22 protein-coding genes are annotated in these 23810 nt (G+C 46.7%); 8 read left to right on the top strand and 14 right to left on the bottom strand.

Annotated features, from left to right (window positions below; genetic code table 11):
- Window positions 1-6: 6 nt before the first annotated feature.
- From ACLQ6D_RS00720 to ACLQ6D_RS00655, 14 genes are all read right to left on the bottom strand, one after another.
- Window positions 7-1689, bottom strand: coding sequence for a putative bifunctional diguanylate cyclase/phosphodiesterase (locus tag ACLQ6D_RS00720; protein WP_411725328.1), 1683 nt, complete (start codon window positions 1687-1689; stop codon window positions 7-9).
- Between the two features lie 16 nt (window positions 1690-1705).
- Window positions 1706-2887, bottom strand: a complete 1182-nt coding sequence (locus tag ACLQ6D_RS00715; protein WP_411725327.1) for an O-succinylhomoserine sulfhydrylase — start codon at window positions 2885-2887, stop codon at window positions 1706-1708.
- Between the two features lie 158 nt (window positions 2888-3045).
- Window positions 3046-4542: an amidophosphoribosyltransferase gene (purF, locus tag ACLQ6D_RS00710; RefSeq protein ID WP_411725326.1), complete on the bottom strand. Its 1497-nt coding sequence runs from the start codon at window positions 4540-4542 to the stop codon at window positions 3046-3048.
- Window positions 4543-4567: 25 nt separating this feature from the next.
- A complete protein-coding gene (locus ACLQ6D_RS00705; RefSeq protein WP_411725325.1) occupies window positions 4568-5059 on the bottom strand; it encodes a CvpA family protein in 492 nt (163 codons plus the stop codon).
- 42 nt (window positions 5060-5101) lie between these two features.
- On the bottom strand, window positions 5102-5968 hold the full coding sequence (locus ACLQ6D_RS00700) for an SPOR domain-containing protein (RefSeq protein WP_411725324.1): 867 nt from the start codon (window positions 5966-5968) through the stop codon (window positions 5102-5104).
- A gap of 5 nt (window positions 5969-5973) precedes the next feature.
- Window positions 5974-7248 (bottom strand): bifunctional tetrahydrofolate synthase/dihydrofolate synthase, encoded by a 1275-nt coding sequence (gene folC / locus ACLQ6D_RS00695; RefSeq protein ID WP_411725323.1) that lies wholly within the window; start codon window positions 7246-7248, stop codon window positions 5974-5976.
- Window positions 7249-7261: 13 nt separating this feature from the next.
- A complete protein-coding gene (gene accD, locus ACLQ6D_RS00690; RefSeq protein ID WP_411725322.1) occupies window positions 7262-8230 on the bottom strand; it encodes an acetyl-CoA carboxylase, carboxyltransferase subunit beta in 969 nt (322 codons plus the stop codon).
- Between the two features lie 56 nt (window positions 8231-8286).
- Window positions 8287-9090 (bottom strand): tryptophan synthase subunit alpha, encoded by an 804-nt coding sequence (trpA, locus tag ACLQ6D_RS00685; RefSeq protein WP_411725321.1) that lies wholly within the window; start codon window positions 9088-9090, stop codon window positions 8287-8289.
- Window positions 9087-10289 (bottom strand): tryptophan synthase subunit beta, encoded by a 1203-nt coding sequence (trpB, locus tag ACLQ6D_RS00680; protein WP_411725320.1) that lies wholly within the window; start codon window positions 10287-10289, stop codon window positions 9087-9089. The genes trpA and trpB overlap by 4 nt, the downstream gene beginning before the upstream one ends.
- Complete coding sequence (locus ACLQ6D_RS00675) at window positions 10286-10918, bottom strand: phosphoribosylanthranilate isomerase (protein ID WP_411725319.1); 633 nt, start codon at window positions 10916-10918, stop codon at window positions 10286-10288. The genes trpB and ACLQ6D_RS00675 overlap by 4 nt, the downstream gene beginning before the upstream one ends.
- A 204-nt stretch (window positions 10919-11122) precedes the next feature.
- Window positions 11123-11878, bottom strand: a complete 756-nt coding sequence (locus tag ACLQ6D_RS00670; RefSeq protein ID WP_411725318.1) for a DUF2231 domain-containing protein — start codon at window positions 11876-11878, stop codon at window positions 11123-11125.
- Window positions 11879-12114: 236 nt separating this feature from the next.
- Complete coding sequence (truA, locus tag ACLQ6D_RS00665) at window positions 12115-12918, bottom strand: tRNA pseudouridine(38-40) synthase TruA (protein WP_411725317.1); 804 nt, start codon at window positions 12916-12918, stop codon at window positions 12115-12117.
- Between the two features lie 97 nt (window positions 12919-13015).
- Window positions 13016-13504 carry a L,D-transpeptidase family protein gene (locus ACLQ6D_RS00660; protein WP_411725316.1) on the bottom strand — a complete coding sequence of 163 codons (489 nt, stop codon included), beginning with the start codon at window positions 13502-13504 and terminating at the stop codon, window positions 13016-13018.
- A 68-nt stretch (window positions 13505-13572) separates the two neighbouring features.
- Window positions 13573-15969 (bottom strand): Rne/Rng family ribonuclease, encoded by a 2397-nt coding sequence (locus ACLQ6D_RS00655; protein WP_411725315.1) that lies wholly within the window; start codon window positions 15967-15969, stop codon window positions 13573-13575.
- 512 nt (window positions 15970-16481) lie between these two features.
- Between ACLQ6D_RS00655 and rluC the strand changes: the two genes are divergently transcribed.
- The 8 genes from rluC to ACLQ6D_RS00615 all read left to right on the top strand — a co-directional run.
- Window positions 16482-17444, top strand: coding sequence for a 23S rRNA pseudouridine(955/2504/2580) synthase RluC (gene rluC / locus ACLQ6D_RS00650; protein WP_411725314.1), 963 nt, complete (start codon window positions 16482-16484; stop codon window positions 17442-17444).
- Window positions 17428-18081, top strand: coding sequence for an HAD family hydrolase (locus ACLQ6D_RS00645; RefSeq protein WP_411725313.1), 654 nt, complete (start codon window positions 17428-17430; stop codon window positions 18079-18081). The genes rluC and ACLQ6D_RS00645 overlap by 17 nt, the downstream gene beginning before the upstream one ends.
- Window positions 18082-18086: 5 nt before the next feature.
- Window positions 18087-19064, top strand: coding sequence for a signal peptide peptidase SppA (gene sppA, locus ACLQ6D_RS00640; protein WP_411725312.1), 978 nt, complete (start codon window positions 18087-18089; stop codon window positions 19062-19064).
- A 115-nt stretch (window positions 19065-19179) separates the two neighbouring features.
- Entirely contained in the window at window positions 19180-19434 is a 255-nt protein-coding gene (locus tag ACLQ6D_RS00635) for a PepSY domain-containing protein (protein WP_411725311.1), read from the top strand.
- A gap of 21 nt (window positions 19435-19455) precedes the next feature.
- Window positions 19456-20124, top strand: coding sequence for a response regulator transcription factor (locus ACLQ6D_RS00630; RefSeq protein ID WP_411725310.1), 669 nt, complete (start codon window positions 19456-19458; stop codon window positions 20122-20124).
- Between the two features lie 227 nt (window positions 20125-20351).
- The gene (locus ACLQ6D_RS00625) at window positions 20352-21698 is read left to right on the top strand and encodes an ATP-binding protein (RefSeq protein WP_411725309.1); all 1347 of its coding nucleotides are present in this window, start codon (window positions 20352-20354) and stop codon (window positions 21696-21698) included.
- Between the two features lie 295 nt (window positions 21699-21993).
- Window positions 21994-23229, top strand: a complete 1236-nt coding sequence (locus ACLQ6D_RS00620) for a hypothetical protein (protein WP_411725308.1) — start codon at window positions 21994-21996, stop codon at window positions 23227-23229.
- 419 nt (window positions 23230-23648) lie between these two features.
- Window positions 23649-23810, top strand: a 162-nt coding sequence (locus ACLQ6D_RS00615; protein ID WP_411725338.1) for a DUF4372 domain-containing protein, incomplete at its 3' end; no start/stop codon positions are given.

Genomic DNA, 23810 nt, shown 5'->3' with positions numbered 1-23810 from the left:
GTCACTTTACTGAACTAACCGCAAGATTGGAGAGGGTGAATGATCAGCAATTTTCCAATGCGAATCGCTCACCCACTGATTGAAATTCTGTACCGATACCGGTTTGCTCAGAAAATACCCCTGTGCGACATCGCAACCATAGTCCATTAATCTGGACATTATCTCCTTACTCTCGACACCTTCTGCCGTAACCATAAGGCCAAGATTATGCCCTAGGTTAACGGTTGCCTTGACGATAGCGGCATCATTTTCGCTGGTCAAGATGTCCATGACGAACGATTTGTCTATCTTGATCTCTGTTAACGGAAGCTTCTTAAGGTAGGCCAATGAAGAATACCCGGTGCCAAAATCATCAATTGAGAATTGATAACCCATCTGGTTTAGTCTTTGGATAATTTCCAAGGCCCTTTCAGGCTCGGTCATCACCGAGCTTTCAGTGATCTCAAGTATTATCCACTCCGGTTTGATCCCCGTTGCAACCGCCACCCCGGATATTAAATCGGGCAGCTCCGGATTATGTAAATCCTTAACTGACAAATTGACCGATATTTTGATGGGCAATCCCTGTTTATGCCAGTTAGCGCAATCCCGGAATGCACGTTTTAGAACCCATTGCGTTAATTGATTAATCATCCTGTTTCGCTCAGCCATAGCCACAAACTCATCGGGCGGGACGAATCCATGTACCGGATGATTCCAGCGCACCAGGGCTTCAACACCGCAGATTTCCCCCGTTTTTATCGATACCTGCGGCTGATAAAACAACTCCAGGCCGTCCCGTTCTATGGCATGACGTAATTCCGATATCAAAGTAAGCCGAAAAGGCGTATGTTTATCAAATGACGGCTCATAGGTAGCGTAGCCTTTATTTGATTTTTGCGCGATATGTAGTGCAACACCAGCTCTCTGGACAAGTGCATCAACATCTTCCCCATGTTCTGGAAAATGGACGATACCCACATTAGGATGGATGGCAACATGAAGCCCGTAAATATTAAAGGGGGATTCCATCGTTTTTTGAATCTGTCTTGCAAACTCTTCCGCCCTGCTTACATCGGAAATTTCCGACAGCAAAACACCAAAGATATTCCCGTCAATTTTGGCAACGTCATCCCTTTCCAGGCTTACACCTTGTAGCCGTGTTGAAATTTGCTTGAGTATCAAGTCGCTGCTGTTTCTTCCCAAGGCATCGTAGATGTCATTAAAATTCTCAATTTCAATCAATAAAATAGACAATCGGTGACGTTGGTTGCCGGAGGAAATGGCCGAAATAATAGCCCTTTCGACGCGATCGTAAAACAGCGCCCTATTGGGCAAGTCAGTCAGTCGATCATGGGTAGTCACATAAGCGGTCTGTTTCTCAAGGTCATCTGCTTTAGTACGCAGTTCCTGAGTTTGATTGACAATCATGGCCCCTGCCTGGTAGGCAATCAGGGAATTTGAGTACTGACCCCAAAACCCAAAAACAAAAGGCACAAAATTTAGCATCCATAGAGCGACGTTATGCTTCTGTGCAGCCCATAAGCCTTCTAACGAAAGGGTGCCTTTCTCAAAATAACAAACTAAACTCGTGGCGATAATAATAGTGGTTATCGCTATTGCGACACCTTGATAAGCGGTCTTGGATGCTTCGCTTTTAAGTAACCTGACATTTTCAGTGAATAAACTTTGTACTAACGCTAAAACCATGATGCCCCCTATTGTGTTACAAACCCCGAGCTAGATCCCTTTTGATGTCATCTAAGTTTTCCAGGCCGACCGAGATTCTGACCAATCCATCTTTGATGCCCGCCATCTCCCGTACTTCAGGCGTTAACCGGCCATGAGTGGTGGTTGCCGGATGCGTGATGGTGGTTTTAACATCGCCCAGGTTTGCGGTAATTGAAATCATTTCCGTCGCATCGATCAACTTCCACGCATGTTCTTTACCGCCTTGCAGTTCAAAACTGACTATGCCGCCAAAATGGCTTTGTTGGCGTTTGGCCAGTTCATGCTGGGCGTGTGAAGGCAAGCCGGGATAGTGTATCTTACTGATGCCCGGGCACTGTGCCAGCCACTGTGCCAGTTCGAACGCATTGTCGCAGTGTGCTTTCATCCTTACGGCTAATGTCTCCAACCCTGACAAGAACACCCACGCATTAAACGGACTCATGGTTGCGCCACCCGTACGTAAATAGGGATAGATTGCCTTTTCTATGATTTCGTTACGGGCAATAACCGCGCCGCCGACACAACGTCCTTGTCCGTCAATGTATTTGGTTGCCGAATGGATCACAATATCGGCACCCAACGCGAACGGTTTTTGCAGCACAGGCGTACAAAAACAGTTGTCGACTATCAACAAGCAACCATACTTATGTGCAATAATAGCCAATAATTCAATATCTGCAATCTCAATGAGCGGATTTGAGGGCGTTTCCAGAAATAAAAACCGGGTATTGGGTTTTATGGCTGCTTCCCAAGCTTTAGTGTCTATTAAATCAACAAAATCCGTGTCAACACCAAATTTTCCGAAATAATTCTGGAATAATAGGACAGTATTGCCAAAAACACCCCGTGAACAAACCACATGGTCGCCCGCTTTAAGCAGCCCCATACCGATCGCCATTATAGCGGCCATCCCTGATGCAAACGCCAGACAGCGCTCACCGCCTTCCATGTAGGCGAGACGTTCCTGAAAAGCGTTTACCGTAGGATTCGTGAAACGGGAATAGATATTGCCAGGCTTTTGCCCAGTAAAGCGTAGTGCCGCTTCTTCAGCATCTTTGAATACATAACTGGAGGTCGTAAAAATCGGCAAGCTGTGTTCGTCTTCATGGGTGCGCTTCTGCCCTGCCCTTATCGCCTGGGTTTCAAGCCCATAATTTTTCCAGTCGATCTCTTTCATTTATTTGATAAATAGTACGGTTGATCGAAGAAGTTGGCAAACTGCCCAGACATCAGTTCGTCCATAACGATACTCTGCACGGCCTCATGTTGGAATTCTTATTTACCACGAAGAACTGCTTAATAAAATCCGCAATTGTGACCACCTTGGGTGTAGCATTACACTTCGGCGACAACACCGACCGCATTTCGTTCCGTTTGAGCACCATCGTTACGCTGCGATTCCGTGAGTTCAAGATAATCATCGTCAACATCGCCGGTAATATATATCTTACTAAAACAGGACGTGTCAAAATGCTTGATACTGGGGTTACCCCGGCGTACAGCTTCGATCAAATCATCCAAATCTTGATAAATCATTTTGTCAGCGCCGATTATGGCACAAACCTCTTCTTCAGTACGGTTATGTGCAATCAACTCACTGGCTGCCGGCATGTCGATTCCATAGACATTGGGATAACGCACGGGCGGCGCAGCCGAAGCAAAGTAGACTTTTTTTGCGCCCGCATCCCGCGCCATCTGGATAATCTGTGCTGAGGTGGTTCCCCTGACCACGGAATCATCCACCAGTAAAACATTTTTTCCTTCAAACTCAAGGCCGATTGCATTCAGCTTTTGCCTGACCGATTTCTCCCTCATTTTCTGGCCGGGCATAATAAACGTACGGCCGATGTAACGGTTTTTTATAAATCCTTCACGAAATTTCACGCCCAGCAGATAAGCCATCTGTAAAGCCGCCGTACGGCTAGTGTCGGGAATGGGAATGACCACATCAATATCATTATCAGGCCATACCCGGAGAATTTTTTCGGCGAGTTTTTCACCCATGCGCAAACGTGCTTTGTATACAGAAATATTGTCTATGATTGAATCCGGACGGGCGAGATAGACATATTCGAAAATGCAAGGGCAATGGTCTATCTTCTCAGCACATTGCCGGGTATGGAGTTTGCCCGATTCCTCGATAAATATAGCCTCTCCAGGCTGAATATCCCTGATGAGTTCAAAACCTAACACATCCAGGGCAACGCTTTCCGATGCAATCATAAAATCCGAACCCTGGCCGGTCTTCCTTTCGCCAAACACCACCGGCCTGATACCGTGCGGATCCCTAAACCCTAAAATACCAAAGCCTGCAATCATTATGACTACCGCATAAGCACCCCGGCAACGGCGGTGAACACTAGAAACCGCCTGGAAGACATCATCGACAGTCAACTTCAGTTTGCCTAAACTTTGCAGTTCATGAGCAAACACATTCAGCAATACTTCCGAATCGGAATCGGTATTGATATGTCTTTGGTCTTCAACGAACAAAGCTTTTTTGAGTTCTTCCGTATTGGTCAGATTGCCGTTATGTGCCAGCGTCAAACCGAAAGGCGAGTTGACGTAGAAGGGTTGCGCTTCTGCCGAACTCGCGCAGCCCGCCGTCGGATAACGCACATGGGCAATACCCATATTGCCTTTCAGCTTCATCATCTGTACGTCAGTAAAAACGTCGCGGGTCAAGCCATTATCCTTACGCAAAAACAACCGGCCATTTTCGCAAGTGATTATCCCTGCCGCATCCTGACCTCTATGCTGTAAAACCGTCAGGGCATCGTATAGCTCTTGATTGACGTTTTGATGTGAAACTATACCGGCAATACCACACATTGTTACTTAACCTGCCCACAGGGCGTTAGCGATAATTGATGGAACTTGCCACAGTAGACGGGATATTGTCTTTTACTAAAATGGCCAATGATTGAAAAGGCGGTATGTATTTAGATTCTTGCCACCAGCGATCTTTTGGCAAGGCCGTCAAGCCGGCCACCACAACCAGGACAAACACCACGACCAAGCCATGAACTAAGCCCAGGAGCAGGCCGCCCAACCGGTCAAGAAAGTTCAGGCCGGTTTTTTTTACGGCTTTTGCCAGCAACACTTTTATTATCGCACCAATCACAACTGTTATAAGGATTAAAGATACAAATGCAACTGCAAGCCTAGCTGACGGGGGACTAAAAACTTTCAACAAAAAAATTGCAAAATCCTGACTAAAAAGCCAAGCAACGAATATTCCTGCTACCCATGCGATCAAGGTAAAGACTTCCTGGCTAAATCCACGGATTACTCCGGCAACGATGTGAATTGCTAGCAATGCAATAATGGCAATATCGACCCAGATCATGCTTCTCTAAATCAACAATTCTCTGTTGAGTAGATAGTTACATCACTCGGAATACAATACGCTTTTGATATTCTGCTTATCCAATTTCGCTTTCATCTCTTTGGCCTTGTTCTTGTCTAGCGCCGGGCCTATCTTGACCCGGTATAAATCGCCTTTTGTCACTATGGATGCAGGCATTCCTTGTTTGCGAAGTTTTTCTACCAATGCCTGGGCGTTTTCCTTCTTATTGAAACTGCCTGCTTGTATGGAATAACGCACTAACTTAGAACTTGATTTTTTTGCGGTGTCTTTTGGGGTCTTAGCGACTGCCTTGGTCTTTTCTGCTGTCTTTTCCACAGAGGGCACAGATTTGACTTTAGTTTTCCCAGGGACTACCGGTTTAGAGACCGATCCTTTAGCGGGAGTTTCCAGCCCTTGCTCCGGCTCTTTTGCAGCCTCGGTCGTATTAACTGCATTGCCCTGACTCTCTTCGGGTTGCCTTACCTTTTCTACCATCCCAGTATCCAGCGTCGGTTCTTTATTCTGACCTGCTTGTTTAGTTGTCAAATCATCACTGGGTTCATTCTCTGGAATATCGGAACCTGAATCGGACATCCCAGACTGTTCGGTTTGTTCACCATCGGGAATATTTGTTGTTTGCCCTTGACCTGTTGCATTGGCGTGGCTACCTTCGTCAAATTCGGTAACAGAAAGTTCAGTCTCCGGCCTGTTCAACACCTGATCCTTGTTAGCCGGAAGATTTTGTGCGGTTTCCGGTGCGGCATCAGCAGGCGCTTGTGGAATAGTCAACTCAGTCACCGCCTTACCGCTCGTATCAACAGGGTCGTCAAACAACATGGGTATAAAGATAGCGGCCAGGGCAGTCACAACAACCGCGCCTATCAAACGTTGTTTTAATTCATGATCCATTTTTTCTACCTACCATTCTGAAATTCAGCCAAACAATCGGATACCAAAAAGAAAGAACCAAAAACGAGTAACAATTCACCTTCACGTGCCTGTTTTTTTGCAGCCGCAAAGGCATCAACAAATCCAGTATAACCGAACGACACGTTACGCACGGCTTGTTGTGAAAAAATCTCCCGCATGAGGGCTTCTGTGGCTGCCCTGACATTTGTCAGGGGTGCAAAAAACCAGTTGCAAACCACCGGATTCATAATCCTGAGAACCTCGGCTATGTCCTTATCTTTCATCATTGAAAAGATAGCATGTATCCGTCTGTTCGGAAAATTTTGGGTCAAATACTCCAACAGGGTTCGCACTGCTTCGGGGTTATGTCCTACGTCCAAAAGCACGGGAACAGTTCCATCAATTAGCTGAAAACGCCCAGGCAATTGGACATTTTCCAAGCCCGTTTGAATGGATTGCCCGTCGACTGGCAATCTGTCAGCTAATTGAACGGTTGCCATAATCACTGCGGAGGCGTTGCGGTATTGGTGTTCGCCTTTTAATGCTGGTGCAGGCAGACGATTGATGCGTCTTGCACCGGAAAACCACTCCCAGCCGTTTTGCTGTTTTGTATAACCAAAGTCTTTACCTAGCGCGTAAAAACAGGCATCTTTGTCACTGGCAACCTGGATCAATGAGTTGGGCGGTAGTGGGTCACCGACGATCGCTGGCACGGAAGCCCGAAAGATCCCCGCTTTTTCATAACCTATGGCTTCCCGCGTTTCACCTAACCACGCGACGTGATCTATTCCGATACTACTAATGATTGCAACATCGGGTTCAACAATATTGACTGCGTCCAACCGTCCACCCAAACCAACTTCAAGCAACTGTATATCGAGATTGGCACGGGAAAATATGTCTAATGCCGCCAAAGTGCCAAATTCAAAATAACTGAGCGACGTATTGTTACGGACTATTTCAATTCGTTCAAATGCCTGGCAAATTTTGTCATCGCTTATAGGGATGCCACCTATTTTGATCCGTTCGTTGTATTTCAAGATATGTGGGGACGTGTAAGCACCCACACGGTATCCCTGCGCCAAGTAAATTGCTTCAAGATACGCAATGCAAGAACCTTTTCCATTAGTGCCTGCTACCGTGATGGTAAGCGGCTTAGCGCCTGAAGGGTTAAGCGCCTTATAAACCTTTGCTACCCGCTCCAGGCCCAGGTCTATAGTCAAAGGATGTGATTTTTCCTGCCAGCTTAACCAACTATTTAGCGTATCAAAACGGACCATGTGAGGAGATAAACTAACCTTCCTGTTCGGGAAGCTGTTCGGTGTCATCCTCATCTGGAATAACTTTTAGTTCCGGCCTAATCTCAGGTTCAAGCCCTGGTTGAATAATGTCCACATCGGCAACGGTCTTGTTTTCTGTAAGCATCGCCAGAATCGCAGCAATTTTATCGCGCATCTCGCGCCGGTCGATAATCATGTCGATGGCGCCATGTTCTTGCAAAAATTCGCTACGCTGAAAACCTTCCGGCAATTTCTCCCGCACGGTTTGCTCTATGACCCTGGGCCCGGCAAACCCGATAAGGGCGTTGGGTTCAGCAACATTGAGGTCACCCAGCATGGCTAAACTTGCCGAGACCCCGCCCATGGTTGGATCAGTCATGAAAGAGATATAAGGTATCCCTGCTTCCGCCAGCCTGGTTAACGCCGCAGATGTTTTTGCCATCTGGAACAAGGAAAACAAAGACTCTTGCATACGTGCGCCGCCGCTTGCGGTGAACACTATGAAAGGAATGCCCAATTCCAGGCTTTTGTTCACGCCCCGGATGAACTTTTCGCCGACGACCGAACCCATGGAGCCTGCCATAAAATTGAAATCGAACGCCGCCGCAACCAAATCCAGGCCTTTTAATTGTCCTTTCATCACTACCAGCGCATCATTTTCTTTAGTTTGTTTTTGCGCCTGGCTAATGCGATCCTTGTATTTTTTGCTGTCCTTAAACCTTAAGGGATCTGTGGGCTTTATGCCTCTGCCAATTTCTTCGCGGCCTTCTTCGTCGAGAAACATATTGAGCCGCATCCTGGCAGAAATCCGCATGTGATGCTCGCACTTTGGACAAACATTGAAGTTTTTTTCCAATTCGAGATTGTAGAGAATCGCGTTACAGCTCGGACACATATTCCATAAGCCTTCAGGGACAGCCGCTTTTTTGTTGGACGCGTCTGTCCTTATCGTTGAAGAAACAATTTTTTCAAACCAACTCATTGCAAATACCGTCGAGTTTTATCATTAGCCTATTTTAGGTTCACCACTATTACTATCTAACTATCCATTGCCTGGCGCAGGGACGACAACAGGGCAATAATTTCCAACTTGGCATGTTCAGGATCATCTAAATTGCTTTCTATTTTACTAATCAAGGCGCTACCGACGACGACACCATCACCCAGCCCAGCAATGGTTTTGGCCGTTTCTGCATCCTTGACACCAAATCCGATACCGACCGGCAACGCAGTGATTGCCTTGATTTGCTTCAGCTTGTTTTCCACATCAACGACATCCAAATGACCTGCGCCGGTTACCCCCTTGAGCGAGACATAATAAAGGTAACCACTACCCAAAGCAGACATTTTTTTGATGCGGTCGTCGCTGCTGTTAGGCGCCAATAGAAAGATGGTATCTATGCCCCGCTCTTTCAGTAAATCGGCACATTGCCCCCCTTCTTCAGGCGGCAAATCAACGGTCAATACGCCATCAATATCCGCATGTTGTGCAGCGTTGGCAAACCCCTCATAGCCCATGGCCTCGATTGGATTGAGATAACCCATCAAAACCAATGGAGTCTGTTGGTCGGTTTTGCGAAATTCTGCGGCTATTGCCAAGGTTTTCGTCAAACTCATCTTGTGGGCCAAAGCCCGTTCACTGGCCCGTTGGATAACAGGGCCATCAGCCATAGGGTCAGAAAATGGCACACCTAGCTCGATCACATCAACGCCTGCCTTAACCATTTCGTGCATGAGCGGCAAGGTAAAATCAGGCTTTGGATCACCAGCGGTTATAAAAGGTATTAAAGCTTTACGTCCAGATTTTGCAAGCCGGTCAAATGTTGCAGTCAATCGACTCACAGCTCTATCCCCTCGCGTTTAGCCATCGTTTGCATATCCTTGTCCCCGCGACCGGATAAATTCACAACAATAATTTCATCCTTACTCATGGTGGGGGCGAGCTTCATGGTATAGGCCATGGCATGAGCGGATTCCAGCGCAGGGATAATGCCTTCCATTCTGGTCAAGGCATAAAAACCGTCCAGGGCTTCATTATCGGTAATATTGACATATTCGGCTCGCCCCGTGTCTTTTAGCCAAGCATGTTCAGGGCCAACACCAGGATAATCAAGGCCTGCTGAAATGGAATGTGTTTCAATGATTTCACCATCGTCATCGGCCATTAGATAGGTACGGTTACCGTGCAAGACACCAGGACGACCGGCACATAATGGCGCTGAATGGCGACCGCTCGCAATCCCATCGCCAGCGGCTTCAACACCAATCAATTTGACTGATTCGTCTTCAATAAAGGGATAAAACAAACCGATAGCATTGGAACCACCGCCAACACAGGCAACCAGGGCATCAGGCAGTTTACCGGTCATGTCCTGGCATTGTTGCTTGGTTTCCCGGCCAATAACCGCTTGGAAATCCCGCACCATTGCAGGATAAGGATGCGGCCCTGCCACCGTGCCTATGATATAAAAAGTATTGTCAACATTGGTCACCCAGTCCCTTAATGCTTCATTCAAGGCATCTTTCAGGGTTTTTGACCCGGATTCTACTGCAACCACTGTCGCACCCAGCAGTTTCATGCGGTAAACATTTAATGATTGTCTGGCGACATCAACAGCCCCCATATAGACGACACATTCAAGCCCAAGCCTTGCAGCAACTGTGGCAGTCGCGACACCATGTTGACCCGCGCCGGTTTCTGCAATAATGCGGGTTTTGCCCATGCGTTTGGCCAATAAGGCCTGGCCGACCGTGTTATTGATTTTGTGGGAACCGGTATGGTTAAGATCTTCCCTTTTCAGGTAAATCTGCGCCCCACCCAGTTCACGGCTCCAGCGCTCTGCGTAGTACAAGGGCGAAGGCCGTCCTACATAATGCTGTAAATCGGCATCCAATTCCGCGATAAAATCGGGATCCTGTAAATACTGTTGATACGCTACATTTAACTCCTGGATGGGCGGTATGAGTGTTTCCGCCACGAACATCCCACCATAAGGCCCAAAATGCCCTCCCGAATCGGGCATATTATACTTTTCTGTCATTTTATTATTCTGTCACCCCGATGCACTGCGCCAATAAATGCCGCCATTTTATCTCTATCCTTTATACCCTTTCCCGATTCCACGCCACTACTGACATCCAGTGCGTAAGGCCTCACTTTTTCTACTGCCAGTTTGGCATTCGTTGCATCCAATCCGCCGGCCAAAATAACAGGCACCTGGCATAGCCTTGGAATTAACGCCCAATCAAATCGGCTACCCGTGCCTCCCTTAGCCGAAGGGTGATAAGCATCGAGCAACAACCCGTCGGCATCGTCATAGCGCTTGGACAACGCTAAAATATCCGTATCTTCCTGCATTCTGACCGCTTTTATGTAGCGCTTTCCGTAAATTCTGCAGGCCTCTGGCTGTTCATCGCCATGAAACTGGAGGCAATCCACCGGCACTTGTTCCAAAATTTTCCGTATTTGAGCCTCCTGCTCATCGACAAACAGGGCCACAACTGAAACAAACGCCGGTAAAGCATTGACAATTTCAATAGCTAGATTAATCTCTACATTTCGTGGGCTGGGCGGGTAAAAAACCAAACCAATTGCATCGACCCCAAACCGGGCGGCAAAAACCGCATCTTCAACACGAGTAAAGCCGCAGATTTTGACGCGTGTCCGCATAAACCGATGTAAAACTCACCAAAAATTTAAGCGCGTAAGGATACCATAAAATGATTTGTAACTTTCTCTAAATCATCATTGTAGTTTACAGGACGGCGCAAAATTAAATGCCAACAAACCAAAGAAACGCAAGTTTCTTATTACAAATGGTTGCTGGTATTTTTACTTGCGTATTGAGGGAAGTGGGCTATAGATATGCCCTAATCAATGCGAGTGATTGTGTCCGACATGATTATGGCTGTGACTTTGACTGCCGTGTTTATGTCCACTGTGGTCATGCCCGCCATGATTATGACCGTCTTTATTCATATCAGGATTGTCTTGCTTATGCTTATGCTGCACGGCTGCGCCTACTGAATTGGTTGCTGAAATGGCTGCCGAAATAGAAGCTGGTTTCACAGAGACACCATACTGGTAAACCATTAACCCTCCCAAATCAGCCCCTAAGGACAAGAGCAAGCAGAGGAAACCCGCCAAGCAAAGAAATACCATATTAGCGCCTAGCGAATGCAAGCCCCATTTTTTCATACGCCAAGCGGACAGGAACAGCGAAAAGGAAAGCACGGCAATGCCAATATGTTCATGCCGTTCCATAATGTCATGCACGTCTTCTCCATGCTCGACAGAATCTGCCGCAAATAGCCCTGCCACAACAGTAAACACAGCGGCTACCGTACCCAGGTATAACAACCAACTTGCGACATAGCGCCATTGGGCTTTTTTGGCTAAAGAGCCAATAACATCTAACAGGAAAAAAGCAGTAAAAAAAGCAATCGGGTAATGTACAAACAACGGATGGATGTTATCCATGCCCGTAATCCCTGGCAGGATGGCGGAAAACATTTCCGGCGGCGTTTTGCCAGAAAGCCCTTCAAGAAATTCTAACAGGCTTGTAAGGTTGGCAGCGACACCACCGCCAATGCCCCCGCCGTGTACCTGGAAGGATAAAAAATTCGTCATATTTATCATGTAGTAAGTTTTAAAAATAAATCTACTCAATTAACTGTAAAATGCGACAACTTGTCTTACAGAATGTTGAATAAGTCCTTCCATGGACTTATTCAACTCGTTTTCGTAAATCGCGGTTTTACGAAAACGCCTTTTATCGATGAGTTAACAATCATTGATAAAAGGCAGTGCGTCCATGCACTGCATTTAGCAGGTGTTTTACAACAACCTGCTAATTAAACTTTAAGTTAATCAAAACGCTTGGCATCTTCCGGCAATTTGTTAAACGCCGGATGTTTTGACATTCCATAACAGGCCGGATAATAAACCGACACTAAATACAAACCGTAAGGGGGCGCTGTCACACCTCCCAACTCCCGCTTTTTAGCGGCTAGCAATGTCAACGCCCAATCTTCGGCTTGCTTCCCCATCCCGATGTCCATTAATACCCCGGTGATATTCCTGACCATGTGGTGCAAGAAAGCGTTCGCACATATCTGAATAATAACTGTATCGCCCTCACGACAAACGTCAACAAAATGCACCATCCGAAATGCGCTTTTCGATTGACAGCCTTGCGCCCTGAATGAGGAAAAATCGTGATTACCGACCAGGTGCTGAGCTGCCTTATTCATCACCTCCGCATCCAGTGGGTAATAGCACCAGGTTACCTGTTTGCCCTGTAAAGCCGATTTAACCGGCCTATTTAGAATAATGTACCGATAGAGCCTGGCAATCGCGCTATATCTAGCATGGAAATCGCTTACTGCCTGCTTAACCCAGATAATTCGTATATCATCCGGCAAGTAACTATTGCCGCCCAAGAGCCAAGCATGGAACTCCCGCCCCACATCGACATCACAATGAACGACTTGTTCCAAAGCATGGACGCCGGCATCCGTCCTGCCAGCACAAATCGTGGTGACTGGACGATTGGCAACTTTCGATAAGACTTTTTCCAGCTCACTTTGGACACTGCGCTGATTAGGTTGCCACTGCCAGCCAGAAAATCCGCTACCGTCGTACTCGATCCCCAGGACAATACGCGCCATTTATCCCTTAAATATAGATTTAAGCATAAGGACATTCAATAAACTGAATTTATACCTAAAGAATATAGAAGGTATAGAGGAAAGCAAATTAAAAATATCACTCGTGAATATAGACCTTTATTCCTGCTTCTACTCGATTAAATAAATCCAGCACATCTTTATTCTTCATACGGATGCAACCGTGGGAAGCTGGCGAACCGATCATTAGTTCATCAGGAGTCCCATGTATATAGATATATCGCCAGCAGGTATCAACCTCGCCATAACGATTTTTACCAGGTTCCAAACCTCCCAGCCATAAAATGCGCGTCAAAATCCAATCGCGCTTTGGATAACGCCTACCCAGTTCCTCATTATAAATTTCGCCGGTTGGTCGCCTACCCACAAACACCGAATTCAAGGGCAGGCCCGACCCAATTTTTGCCCTGATGTTGTGCCAACCGGCTGGAGTACACTCACTGCCACGCTGTTCACCCGCACCATTTTTAGCGGTGGAAACCCGATAACTCCGTATTTCCTGACCGCTATCAATAATAGCCAAACATTGTGCAGAAATCGAAATGTCCAGAAATAAATCCGGTGCCATGGCGTTGACGATCTGGAAGCGCAGTAATTACAAGTTATCCAAAATCTTTGCCGATACTATTCATCAATTCAGGATTCACTGGCCGAATCCGGTTTGGATGTCACAATGTGGCTGGCGGTCTCCGAGGAAGGGCTTGGTGATCTCGATTGGGACTCCGGGATGCTTTCATCCCCCTGCCTGTTAGCGAATTCGGCAGCATAAGATTTTTTCTGTCCCGATTGAGGGTCACTGCCCTGTTCCCCTGGAGCCCCTTCAACCCTACTATCATCCGAGACCGCTGAATCAGGTCTTTTATAGTTGGGGTTACGTGGCCTTCTGCGATTAGGCCCTCGCCTGGGACTGCTTCTTTTATTGTCGAGCCTTGATTTTTGTTCGCCATTATTTGAAGGTGTTTCTTCAAGGTTATCAGTGACCGCACTGTCATCCGCATTTTCTATTTTTGGCAAAAAAACAGGCGCTAATCGTTCAGGTTCATTAACAATTGGGCCATTATTTATTTCTTCCGTAGGAGGTGGGGCAAAATCCCGCCTATCATTTCTGCTGGAATCTTGAGGCCTGTTCTGCGTAGGACGTGTTTCTTGCGGAGCCGATGACCGCTGTTCCTGACCTCTGGCAAGCCGGTTATGGCGGGGTGGTTGCCCTCTCGGTGCACGGCTATCATCAGTGTCTTTATTCGGAGACTGACCACGCTTGTAATTGCGCGATCTCTGTTGCCGACTTTCTTCTGCTACGCGGGAACCTTTGGCAGCCGGTGCAGAAGATTCTTTTGCCTTGACCGTGCTTGTGCCCACCAGTTTGTGCCAGAAGCGTTTAATCAGGCTGGCAGACCCATTCTTGTTTTGCACGGGGGCTGGAGATGGCGAATCGTGCAAAAATTCTTTGATGACCGCTTTTTCAGTTTTTTGTTTTACTTGCTGGGCAAATTCGGGGATAGCAATATCTTCCGATCTTATTTGCACATAACTGGGCTTTTCATCAGCCCCTTCTTTTTCTTTGATACGGTCAATATCATAAGCGGGGGTTTCCAGATGTTTACTAGGCAGGATAACAATGTCAACCTTTAACCGGTTTTCGATACTTTCAATGGCGCTACGTTTCTCATTCAAAAGAAACGTTGCACATTCAATCGGCAAATGGGCAATCACTTTTTCCGTGCCTTTTTTCATTGCTTCTTCTTCAAGCAGCCGCAATACCGATAGGGCTACCGACTCCACATTGCGTATCGTACCCTGACCTTTGCAGCGAGGGCAGGTGATCTGGGTGGAATCGCCAAGCGAAGGCCGCATCCGCTGCCTTGACATTTCCAACAAGCCGAACCTGGAAATCCGGCCAGTCTGGATTCGGGCACGGTCAATTTTCAGGGCATCCCGCAAATGATTTTCGATAGTGCGCTGATTCTTGCTGGACATCATGTCGATAAAGTCGATGACAAACAAACCACCCAAGTCCCGTAGCCTAAGTTGGCGGGAAATTTCGTCCGCAGCCTCCAGGTTGGTGTTGAGTGCCGTTTCCTCAATATCGCTGCCCTTGGTTGCGCGTGCCGAGTTTATATCAATGGACGTTAACGCTTCGGTATGGTCGATGACGATTGATCCGCCAGAAGGCAGTGAGACTTCCCGACCATAAGCGACTTCGATTTGCGATTCAATCTGGTAACGGTTAAATAAAGGGACGGCATCCTGATACAATTTTGCTTTAGGCAACAAATGCGGCATGACTTGCCTTAGAAAATTCTGCACGAGCCTGAACGAATCTTCATTATCGATCAGGATTTCATCGATATTACCCCGCAAATGATCCCGCAAGGCACGGATGATGACATTACTTTCCTGAAAAACGAGAAATGGCGCTGCCTGTTCGTTCGACGACCGTTCTATGGCTTCCCACAGTTGCAATAGATAATTCAAGTCCCACTGCAATTCTTCTGCATTTTTACCACACCCTGCAGTCCTGACGATCAGCCCCATCGTTTCAGGTATCTCAAGACTTGCCAAGACTTCACGCGTATCGGTGCGGGTATCGCCTTCAATGCGCCTGGAAATACCCCCTGCTTTGGGGTTGTTTGGCATTAGCACCAGATAAGTGCCAGCCAGGCTGATGTACGTGGTCAGTGCGGCGCCTTTATTGCCCCGCTCTTCCTTTTCTATTTGGACGACGATTTCCTGACCTTCTTTTAGCTGGTCTTTGATTGCGCTACGGCGAATCTCGCCCTCAGTACCGTCTTGATTTTTCAGGTAGGCGGGGGAGATTTCCTTGAACGGCAAAAATCCATGTTTTTCAGAACCATAGTTGATAAACGCCGCTTCCAGGCTAGGCTCTACGCGGGTGATTATGCCTTTGTAAATATTGGATTTTTTTTGTTCTTTCGAGGGTAGTTCTATATCAAAATCATAGAGTTTTTGACCATCTACCAAGGCAACCCGCAGTTCTTCTGCCTGCGAAGCATTGATAAGCATTCTTTTCATTGTATTTCCTTTTTATGTACCGCTCCAACAATCAGATTTTACTGATTCAGACTGAGTTTGACCGTCGCGCCAAGATTTGTGTTCTATAAACACTTTTTGGCCCCTCGTTGTTCCTGTGTCTATGTTATCTGGGAATAAATAACTTGATTTTTGGTATCCCGACCCTAATGTGTACCTTATCGGCTATAGTGTGATGAGATCAACGATGGCTGTACGAAGTTTTTTAACTAAGCAAAATGTTCTTTCAGTCGTTAGTGTAATATCTGTCTTGGACAGTATTTATTAATTCATTCGTCATGGGTGAATGACCAACCCGAAAATTCTTTGCGGTTGCGGACTTGACATTATTTTTATAACTTTCGTTCCTCACCGACTCACTTTTTCCTGGTTTCATGATGGAAACCTAACAGAGTCTGCTATTTTTACTCCATGGCAAGGGTAATATAGCAACCTTAATGCTTTTCATCAATTTAATCCATCAATCAAGGCAAACTACTGGTATTATTTAAGCCATGGACACTGACCAACAAAGCCCGACACCCCAGGTTCAATGGGTGGAAATCACCGAAAACCATAGCGAGCAAAGACTGGATAATTTCCTCATTACCCGCTTGAAAGGCGTACCCAAAAGCCGCATTTACCGCATCGTCCGCAAGGGCGAAGTCAGAGTCAACAAGGGGCGGGTGGACGTAAAATACCGCTTGGTTATCGGCGATATTGTGAGGATTCCGCCCGTGCGGATCGCCGAATTGACTGATGGAATTCTGCCCGTCAACCGAGGATTAACTGGTATCTTGCAGCATAATGTCTTGTTCGAGGACGATGCGCTGATGGTCGTCAACAAGCCCTCAGGCTTTGCTGTGCATGGCGGCAGCGGCATTGATTCGGGGATTATCGAAGGCTTCAGGCAAATCAACCCAGGGCAACGTTTCCTAGAACTCGTGCATCGGCTGGACAGGGATACCTCCGGCTGCTTAATGATTGCCAAGAAACGTAGCGCTTTGCGGTCATTGCACGGGCAATTTCGTGACGACACGGTGACCAAGACTTATCTTGCCTTGCTCTCAGGGCAATGGGCGAGAAAAAAACTGGTCGTCAACCAGCCTTTACAAAAAAATATCAGCAAAGGCGGTGAGCGGATGGTGGTTATCAACCAAAACGGAAAAGAGTCCGAAACCATATTCCGGCGTTTAAAATTATATCGGGATGCAACACTCGTTGAAGTCTCACCCAAAACTGGGCGTACCCATCAAATACGCGTCCATGCCGCTTATCTGAGCCACCCGATCGTTGGCGATGACCGTTATGGATTGGATGACATAAACAAATCCTTTAAAAATCGGGGTTATAAGCGGTTGTTCCTGCATGCGGAAACCTTACAATTTCAACACCCTGTTAGCGGAGCGACAGTAAAGGTTTCCGCCCCATTACCGCAACAATTTGGTGATTATATCAAGAATGAAGAACAGATTTGACCTAATCGTTTTTGACTGGGACGGCACCCTGATTAATACCATTGATTGGATTGTCCATTGTTTGCAAAAAGCGGCAGGACAATGCGGTTGCCTGATTCCAGAGCCGCAAGCCGCCAAAGATGTGATTGGCTTATGCATTGAAAACGCAATGCACACCTTATTCCCCGATTCCGATGCCGATACCCAGGAGAAATTAGTCGCCCGCTATAGCCAAACCTATTTTTCCAAACAACTCAGCCAGTATGATTTTTTCCCCGGCGTTTATGACATGCTGGTGCATTTGAAGGAATCTGGGTATCAACTCGCCGTCGCCACTGGCAAAACCAGGGCGGGGTTGATTCAGGCATTGCAGGCAACAGCCACGGAAGGGTTGTTCAGCGTCACCCGTTGCGCGGATGAAACAGCATCAAAACCCGATCCCAAAATGCTGCATGAGATCATGCAGTTTACAAGAACATCCCACACCCGTACGCTAATGGTCGGCGATTCGATACATGACATGCAAATGGCACGCAACGCCAATGTCCCGTCAATCGGGGTTGCCTGCGGTGCAAACACCCTAGATTCCCTGCAACAATATGACCCGTTGCTATGCTTGCAACAACCAACGGAACTACTGACATATTTCTTAAGGTAAAACTGATGGAAAACCAATCAGACAATCAAGTGAATTCAAACTCAACCGGCAAACCAGGCTGGGAACGAGAAATCGTCGAAAAACTGGCTTTTGCCGCCATCACCGAACAAAGAAAAGCCCGGCGCTGGGGAATATTTTTTAAGCTGTTGATGTTTGGTTATCTTCTCGCTGTATTGGGAATAGCCATGTACCCCAAATTCAAACAGGATATGGGCATGGGCGGAAAAAACCATACCGCCGTGATAGATTTAGTCGGCATGATCGCGGAAAACCAGAATGCCAACGCAGAAAGCATCATTGAAAGTCTCAGAAATGCGGCGAAAGACAAACACACCAAGGGGATAATTTTGCATGCGAACTCCCCTGGCGGCAGTCCGGTACAATCGGCTTATGTGTATGATGAAATAAAAAAAATTAAAAAAGAACATCCTGACCTACCTATACACGCTGTCGTTAGCGACATCTGCGCGTCCGGTTGCTACTACATCGTGTCCGCAACAGACAAAATTTATGCCAGTCCAGCCAGCCTTATAGGCTCCATAGGTGTGATTATGGACAGTTTCGGTTTTGTCGAAACCATGCAAAAGCTGGGCGTGGAACGCCGTTTATTGACAGCCGGGGAACATAAAGCCTTGCTCGACCCCTTTTCACCCTCTAAACCAGATGAAAACCATTATATGCAAGACTTAATCAACCAGGTTCATCAGCAATTTATAGTCGCCGTCAAAACCGGCAGGGGTAATCGATTAAAAGAGACACCGCAGATGTTTTCGGGATTGGTTTGGACGGGTGAGGAAAGCGTTAAATTAGGTATCGTTGACGCTATCGGCACTCAGGATTATGTTGCCAAAGAGGTTATTGGTGCGGAAACACTGGTCGATTTTACCCAACAAGAACGTTTACTTGACCGGATTGCCGGCAAACTGGGCGCATCTTTAGGTTTAGGTATCAGTAACTTGGCTAAAGGATGGACATTACATTAGCAATTCAGCCTGGATTCAGGATGTCCGGTTTCACTGTTTTCACCTGAAATAATGAACACCCCAAAAACCCAGTAGTTACCTCAGGAACTACAACGTTAACTTTAACAGTGCAACCATGAAATTGCTGCTTAAATCCCTGATATTAATTGCCTTAACGAGCGTTTGTCACGCCAGGGACGATTTTGCCATTGCACGGGTTAGCCTGGACCAAGCAACCCAGCAAATAATCAGGGATGGCAATAAGCGGGTGTTAGGCGCAACGACGGAGATCATTGATGGCAGGGCAGTCCATATCATCAAAGTGTTAACACCCGATGGGCGAATACAGCATTATAAAATCGACGCAGAAACAGGCGCGTTAATCAGTTAATGGTTTCGGTAAGGAGAAGCTATGCGGATTCTTGTGGTTGAAGACGAACTGACGCTCTGCAAACAGATTCATCAATATTTGGAAGGCAAAGGTTTTGCTGTCGATACCGCCAACACCGGCAAAGACGGTTATTACATGGGCAAGGAATATCCTGTTGATGCTGCTGTTATTGATATTGGCTTGCCTGATTTTTCCGGTATCGAACTAATTAAGCGGTTACGCAAAGACAAGATTACCCTTCCTATCCTTATCCTGACCGCACGCAGCCGTTGGCAGGAAAAAGTGGAAGGCCTGGAAGCTGGCGCCGATGATTATCTGGTCAAACCTTTTCATTATGAAGAACTGCTGGCACGCATCAACGCCCTTATTCGCCGGTCGGCAGGTCAGGCGCAACCCGTCATTACGCATGACAATATCGAACTCAATACGTTAACCCAGGAAGTTTTGGTTTCCGGTGTTAAACTGGACTTAACCGCCTATGAATATAAAGTGCTGGAATATTTGATGTTCCGCAAGGGTGAATTGATTTCAAAAACCGTTTTGACAGCGCATATTTACGATGAAGAGTTTGACAGGGACAGTAATGTTATTGAAGTGTTCATCGGTCGGTTACGAAAAAAACTGGATCCAGACGGCACCCGGAAACCCATTGAAACATTACGTGGGAGAGGTTACCGGATACCTATATAACCTTTTTATACTGCACACGGTCAAGTTTGCGGATTTTGTAAAGTCATTTTTTCACAAATCACAGGGATGAGGTGAATGTGGAAAATGCAGGAGCATTTTTCCACCACGAAGGGCACGGAGGCCACGAAGAAAATATATATAAAACTTCGTGTCATTCGTGGTAATAGAAATTTCGCAAAAGTGGCTGCGCAGAGCATAGCTTCCTTACTCACAACCAGAAATCTCAAGTGCGAACACAATCTTTAAGTTTCCGCTTATTAGCTACAGAAGGCCTGGTACTGGCGGCATTCTTCGCCTTGGTTGCCGTAGTCCTGGAACAAAGTTTCAGGGAAAGCGCCGAACAGGCGCTTAAGGAGCGCTTGCAAGTACAAATTTACTCACTATTATCGACCGCCGAACTGAAAAATTCAGGCCAATTGACCCTCCCCCCTAATCTGCCTGAACCCCGCTTCGTCAACCCTGGATCAGGGCTCTACGCATTCATCCAGCAACCCAACAAAAATCTGGTTTGGCGCTCACCGTCTTCGATAGGGTTAGATGTGCCAAATCCGCCGGAAAAACTCGGCGCAGGCAACACTTACTTCTTGGCGGACAATCCTCGCCGTTATTTCCTGCATTACGATACTATCTGGAAAAATATCGCTGGCGTTGAGAAAGAATATATTTTCACGGTTGCCGAAGATTCCGAATTCGTCAGCCAACAAGTGGACCGCTTTAAAAAAACCTTACGATTCTGGCTGCTTATCATTGGCATAGTGCTGATTTTTCTGCAATTTGCATTATTGCGTTGGTGCTTGAAACCGCTACGGATTATGGTCAAAGACCTGAATGCGATCGAACAAGGCGAAAAAACCCTGTTAGATCGCCAATATTCAACGGAACTGCAAGGCCTAGCAGGGAACTTAAACGCCTTCATCACCCACGAACGCGCCCACCTGGAACGCTATCGCAACACCTTGGCTGATTTGGCACATAGCCTGAAAACCCCGCTAGCCATACTGCGAGGCTACACCGAGACTTTCAGCGCCAATAAGGATGCAGTGCAAGAACAGATCTCCAGAATGAATAAAATCGTTGAGTATCAATTACAGAGAGCCGCCGCCAAAGGTGGGCATAAGACCATTAAAGGCATTGACTTATCGGCTTTCCTCAACAAAATAAGCGCATCCCTTAACAAAGTTTATATTGATAAAGCCATCACCTTCGATACCAGCGTACCCGAGCAATGCCAGATTTATTTTGAAGAAGGCGATTTATACGAAATCGTTGGGAACCTGCTGGATAACGCCTGCAAATGGTGCCGCCACTCCGTGAAAATCAGCGTCACGCAAAACCCAAGAAAAGACCGTCGTAACTATGCCCTGCTCCTACAAATTGACGATGACGGCCCTGGCATCCCCGACGGCAAGCTCAACGAAATCCTAAAACGCGGCGTACGTGCCGATGAAAACATCCACGGTCATGGCATTGGCATGACCGTGGTTTATGATTTGGTTGGGATGCTTGGGGGAAAACTGGAAGGCAATAAGAGTAGTGAGTTAGGGGGGATGAGTTGGCGGGTTTATTTACCGTGAAAGTTTATGATGTTGTCAAGTAACGAAAGTTTTTTTCGTGAGATGATGTTTTTATTTGCACAGGTTTACCATTTCCATGTAATTTTTTCCAAAATATCAATAAGGTAGTTTAATTTGAACTTGATTATACGACATACCAGTAAAATTATTGGGCATCTATTGTCGTATATATCTTGTTGAATCGACATCCCCGACAGACCGAGGAAATTTGATTTTTTGACTAGCCATTGTTGATGTGACGCTTAATTTTATTAGTTAGCTACCGGTAAGGATTATCGAGAACTAGGAGCCATTTATGACACCGTCGTCCCCCACTCTGTTAGGAGCATTGGATCCGACTTACAGCTTGGTGCCTTATCGCGCCGTGGTTTCGCATTATGACCTACCTGTCTACCTGCGACTGTATTATCTCATTTTTGGAACATTAGTAATTCCAAGAACGTATTTGATGCACGGACGAAACAATCCCTTTTTTGAACTTTACCAGTCAGGCAATCAAGGAAAGGAAGAACTGCAGGCTTTTCTCTCCGAAAGCGGCGCTCTAATTTCAGGTCATAACGGAACCAGTTTTACGACCCTTGATGGACATCTCGAAAAAACCAAAGCAGAGCACCATCCTCTCGTATTCGGTTATAACCAGCGTTTCCGGTATGCCACGGAAATACAGGATTGGATTCCCACAGAGTCGATAAAACTGCAGGACTCCTCAAAGGTTATCATCGGGTTCCCTAGGTTGTTCAAGAAGCACTTCCTCTCATACGAACACACGAATGTGAAGAAATACGACGCTGTTGATGCGAAACTTAAAAGGTTCCTTGCCGAGAGAAACCCGAATAATAGTATAAAGTATGGAACCGATTGGGGGCGCAACGAGGTATGCGACTATATACGTTCGCTACCTGCGAGAGATCAGATGAGGAGTCGCCTTGCTGATTGCGCTGTCGCAAGCTATCAACATACCTTTGCACAGACTTTTCCTAACAATTCTAACGTTTTCCTCAATAGCCAGGCTTTATCAAATTCGACTGAGGAGTCGACAGATTTTACGGAAAGACTTCACGATGATCTTCGTGATGGCCCTAAACTATGGGAGGTCAGTCTGACTAAGCTCAGTGAATGCCCTTGGCGTACCATCCGGGCGGAGTCTCTGCGAGATAATTGGTCGAAACCGCGCTACGAGTTTATGGAGGCGCTAAGAGATCGCAATCGGGAGAAGGCACTAGACGCGCTAGATCGGCTGATGGGCGAGTTGCGAAAGGAATTTAACCCGAAAGATGAAGGTTCTAGGGCAATCGTCAGAATGATAAAGGACAACATCCCCCGGGTTGGACCCGTGGTTGGAATTGTTATCTCGATTATCGGCAATAAAAATGATTCCGACCTTGAGCTATATATCGTGAATGGACTGGGCCTATTAACCGGGGCCGACTGGTTGTATACGAATATTCAAAGTTCTCGACGAAAGAAGCGACTTCGCTTTCATCTTGACTACTTGTACGATGATTGGAAGAGCAACCTACCTCGCATTTAAAAACCCGTAATCAAGGCCGTCGCGTAACTCCGCTCCGCAGGGGAGGGGCCGCGCCTGGGAACGGCTTCGGGCTACCGCCCTTCACCGTTCCCAGGCAAAACAAAAAAGCGGACAATTAATTTGCTACAAAACCGGACATTTCTATTTACTCTTAACAGCTCGGCACTAAACGCTTGCTAACAAAAAGTTAAAATGGTAAGTTGCTGATAAAGATAGAAACAAAATATGGTGTACACCGTTTTTTTAATTTTACTGGACACCTGATTTAGGTGTCTACTTTATATTTAGCCCCACTGCTGTCCGGAGATTATCGGAATGATACAGTTTAACTGATTGATAAAAAAGCGAATAAATGATATTTATAGGTGTCACCGATTTCAATGTGCTGGAAACTATCGGATTTTTCCGGGAGTGGTCCGATGCATACTGGGAAGCCGGTGTTTGCCCAACTGATGGATCACCTGCCACCACACACCTTTCGGCGTTGTGTGGCCAAGTATCCTGGACGCTATCCGACGCTCACTTTTTCGCACCTAGACCAATTCCTGTGCATGGCCTTCGCGCAACTGACCTACCGGGAA

This window comes from Methyloglobulus sp. (genome assembly GCF_046714055.1).
Classification (GTDB): Bacteria; Pseudomonadota; Gammaproteobacteria; order Methylococcales; family Methylomonadaceae; genus Methyloglobulus.
The sequence above is the reverse complement of the archived record's forward strand: the minus strand, read 5'-3'. Positions and strand labels throughout refer to the sequence as shown.

Excerpts from the sequence above, each read along its gene's own strand:
- ACLQ6D_RS00720 (WP_411725328.1), bottom strand. The coding sequence starts at position 1,689 with ATGGTTTTAGCGTTAGTACAAAGTTTATTCACTGAAAATGTCAGGTTA.
- ACLQ6D_RS00715 (WP_411725327.1), bottom strand. The coding sequence starts at position 2,887 with ATGAAAGAGATCGACTGGAAAAATTATGGGCTTGAAACCCAGGCGATA.
- purF (WP_411725326.1), bottom strand. The coding sequence starts at position 4,542 with ATGTGTGGTATTGCCGGTATAGTTTCACATCAAAACGTCAATCAAGAG.
- ACLQ6D_RS00705 (WP_411725325.1), bottom strand. The coding sequence starts at position 5,059 with ATGATCTGGGTCGATATTGCCATTATTGCATTGCTAGCAATTCACATC.
- ACLQ6D_RS00700 (WP_411725324.1), bottom strand. The coding sequence starts at position 5,968 with ATGGATCATGAATTAAAACAACGTTTGATAGGCGCGGTTGTTGTGACT.
- folC (WP_411725323.1), bottom strand. The coding sequence starts at position 7,248 with ATGGTCCGTTTTGATACGCTAAATAGTTGGTTAAGCTGGCAGGAAAAA.
- accD (WP_411725322.1), bottom strand. The coding sequence starts at position 8,230 with ATGAGTTGGTTTGAAAAAATTGTTTCTTCAACGATAAGGACAGACGCG.
- trpB (WP_411725320.1), bottom strand. The coding sequence starts at position 10,289 with ATGACAGAAAAGTATAATATGCCCGATTCGGGAGGGCATTTTGGGCCT.
- ACLQ6D_RS00675 (WP_411725319.1), bottom strand. The coding sequence starts at position 10,918 with ATGCGGACACGCGTCAAAATCTGCGGCTTTACTCGTGTTGAAGATGCG.
- ACLQ6D_RS00670 (WP_411725318.1), bottom strand. The coding sequence starts at position 11,878 with ATGACGAATTTTTTATCCTTCCAGGTACACGGCGGGGGCATTGGCGGT.
- truA (WP_411725317.1), bottom strand. The coding sequence starts at position 12,918 with ATGGCGCGTATTGTCCTGGGGATCGAGTACGACGGTAGCGGATTTTCT.
- ACLQ6D_RS00660 (WP_411725316.1), bottom strand. The coding sequence starts at position 13,504 with ATGGCACCGGATTTATTTCTGGACATTTCGATTTCTGCACAATGTTTG.
- ACLQ6D_RS00655 (WP_411725315.1), bottom strand. The coding sequence starts at position 15,969 with ATGAAAAGAATGCTTATCAATGCTTCGCAGGCAGAAGAACTGCGGGTT.
- rluC (WP_411725314.1), top strand. The coding sequence starts at position 16,482 with ATGGACACTGACCAACAAAGCCCGACACCCCAGGTTCAATGGGTGGAA.
- ACLQ6D_RS00645 (WP_411725313.1), top strand. The coding sequence starts at position 17,428 with ATGAAGAACAGATTTGACCTAATCGTTTTTGACTGGGACGGCACCCTG.
- sppA (WP_411725312.1), top strand. The coding sequence starts at position 18,087 with ATGGAAAACCAATCAGACAATCAAGTGAATTCAAACTCAACCGGCAAA.
- ACLQ6D_RS00635 (WP_411725311.1), top strand. The coding sequence starts at position 19,180 with ATGAAATTGCTGCTTAAATCCCTGATATTAATTGCCTTAACGAGCGTT.
- ACLQ6D_RS00630 (WP_411725310.1), top strand. The coding sequence starts at position 19,456 with ATGCGGATTCTTGTGGTTGAAGACGAACTGACGCTCTGCAAACAGATT.
- ACLQ6D_RS00620 (WP_411725308.1), top strand. The coding sequence starts at position 21,994 with ATGACACCGTCGTCCCCCACTCTGTTAGGAGCATTGGATCCGACTTAC.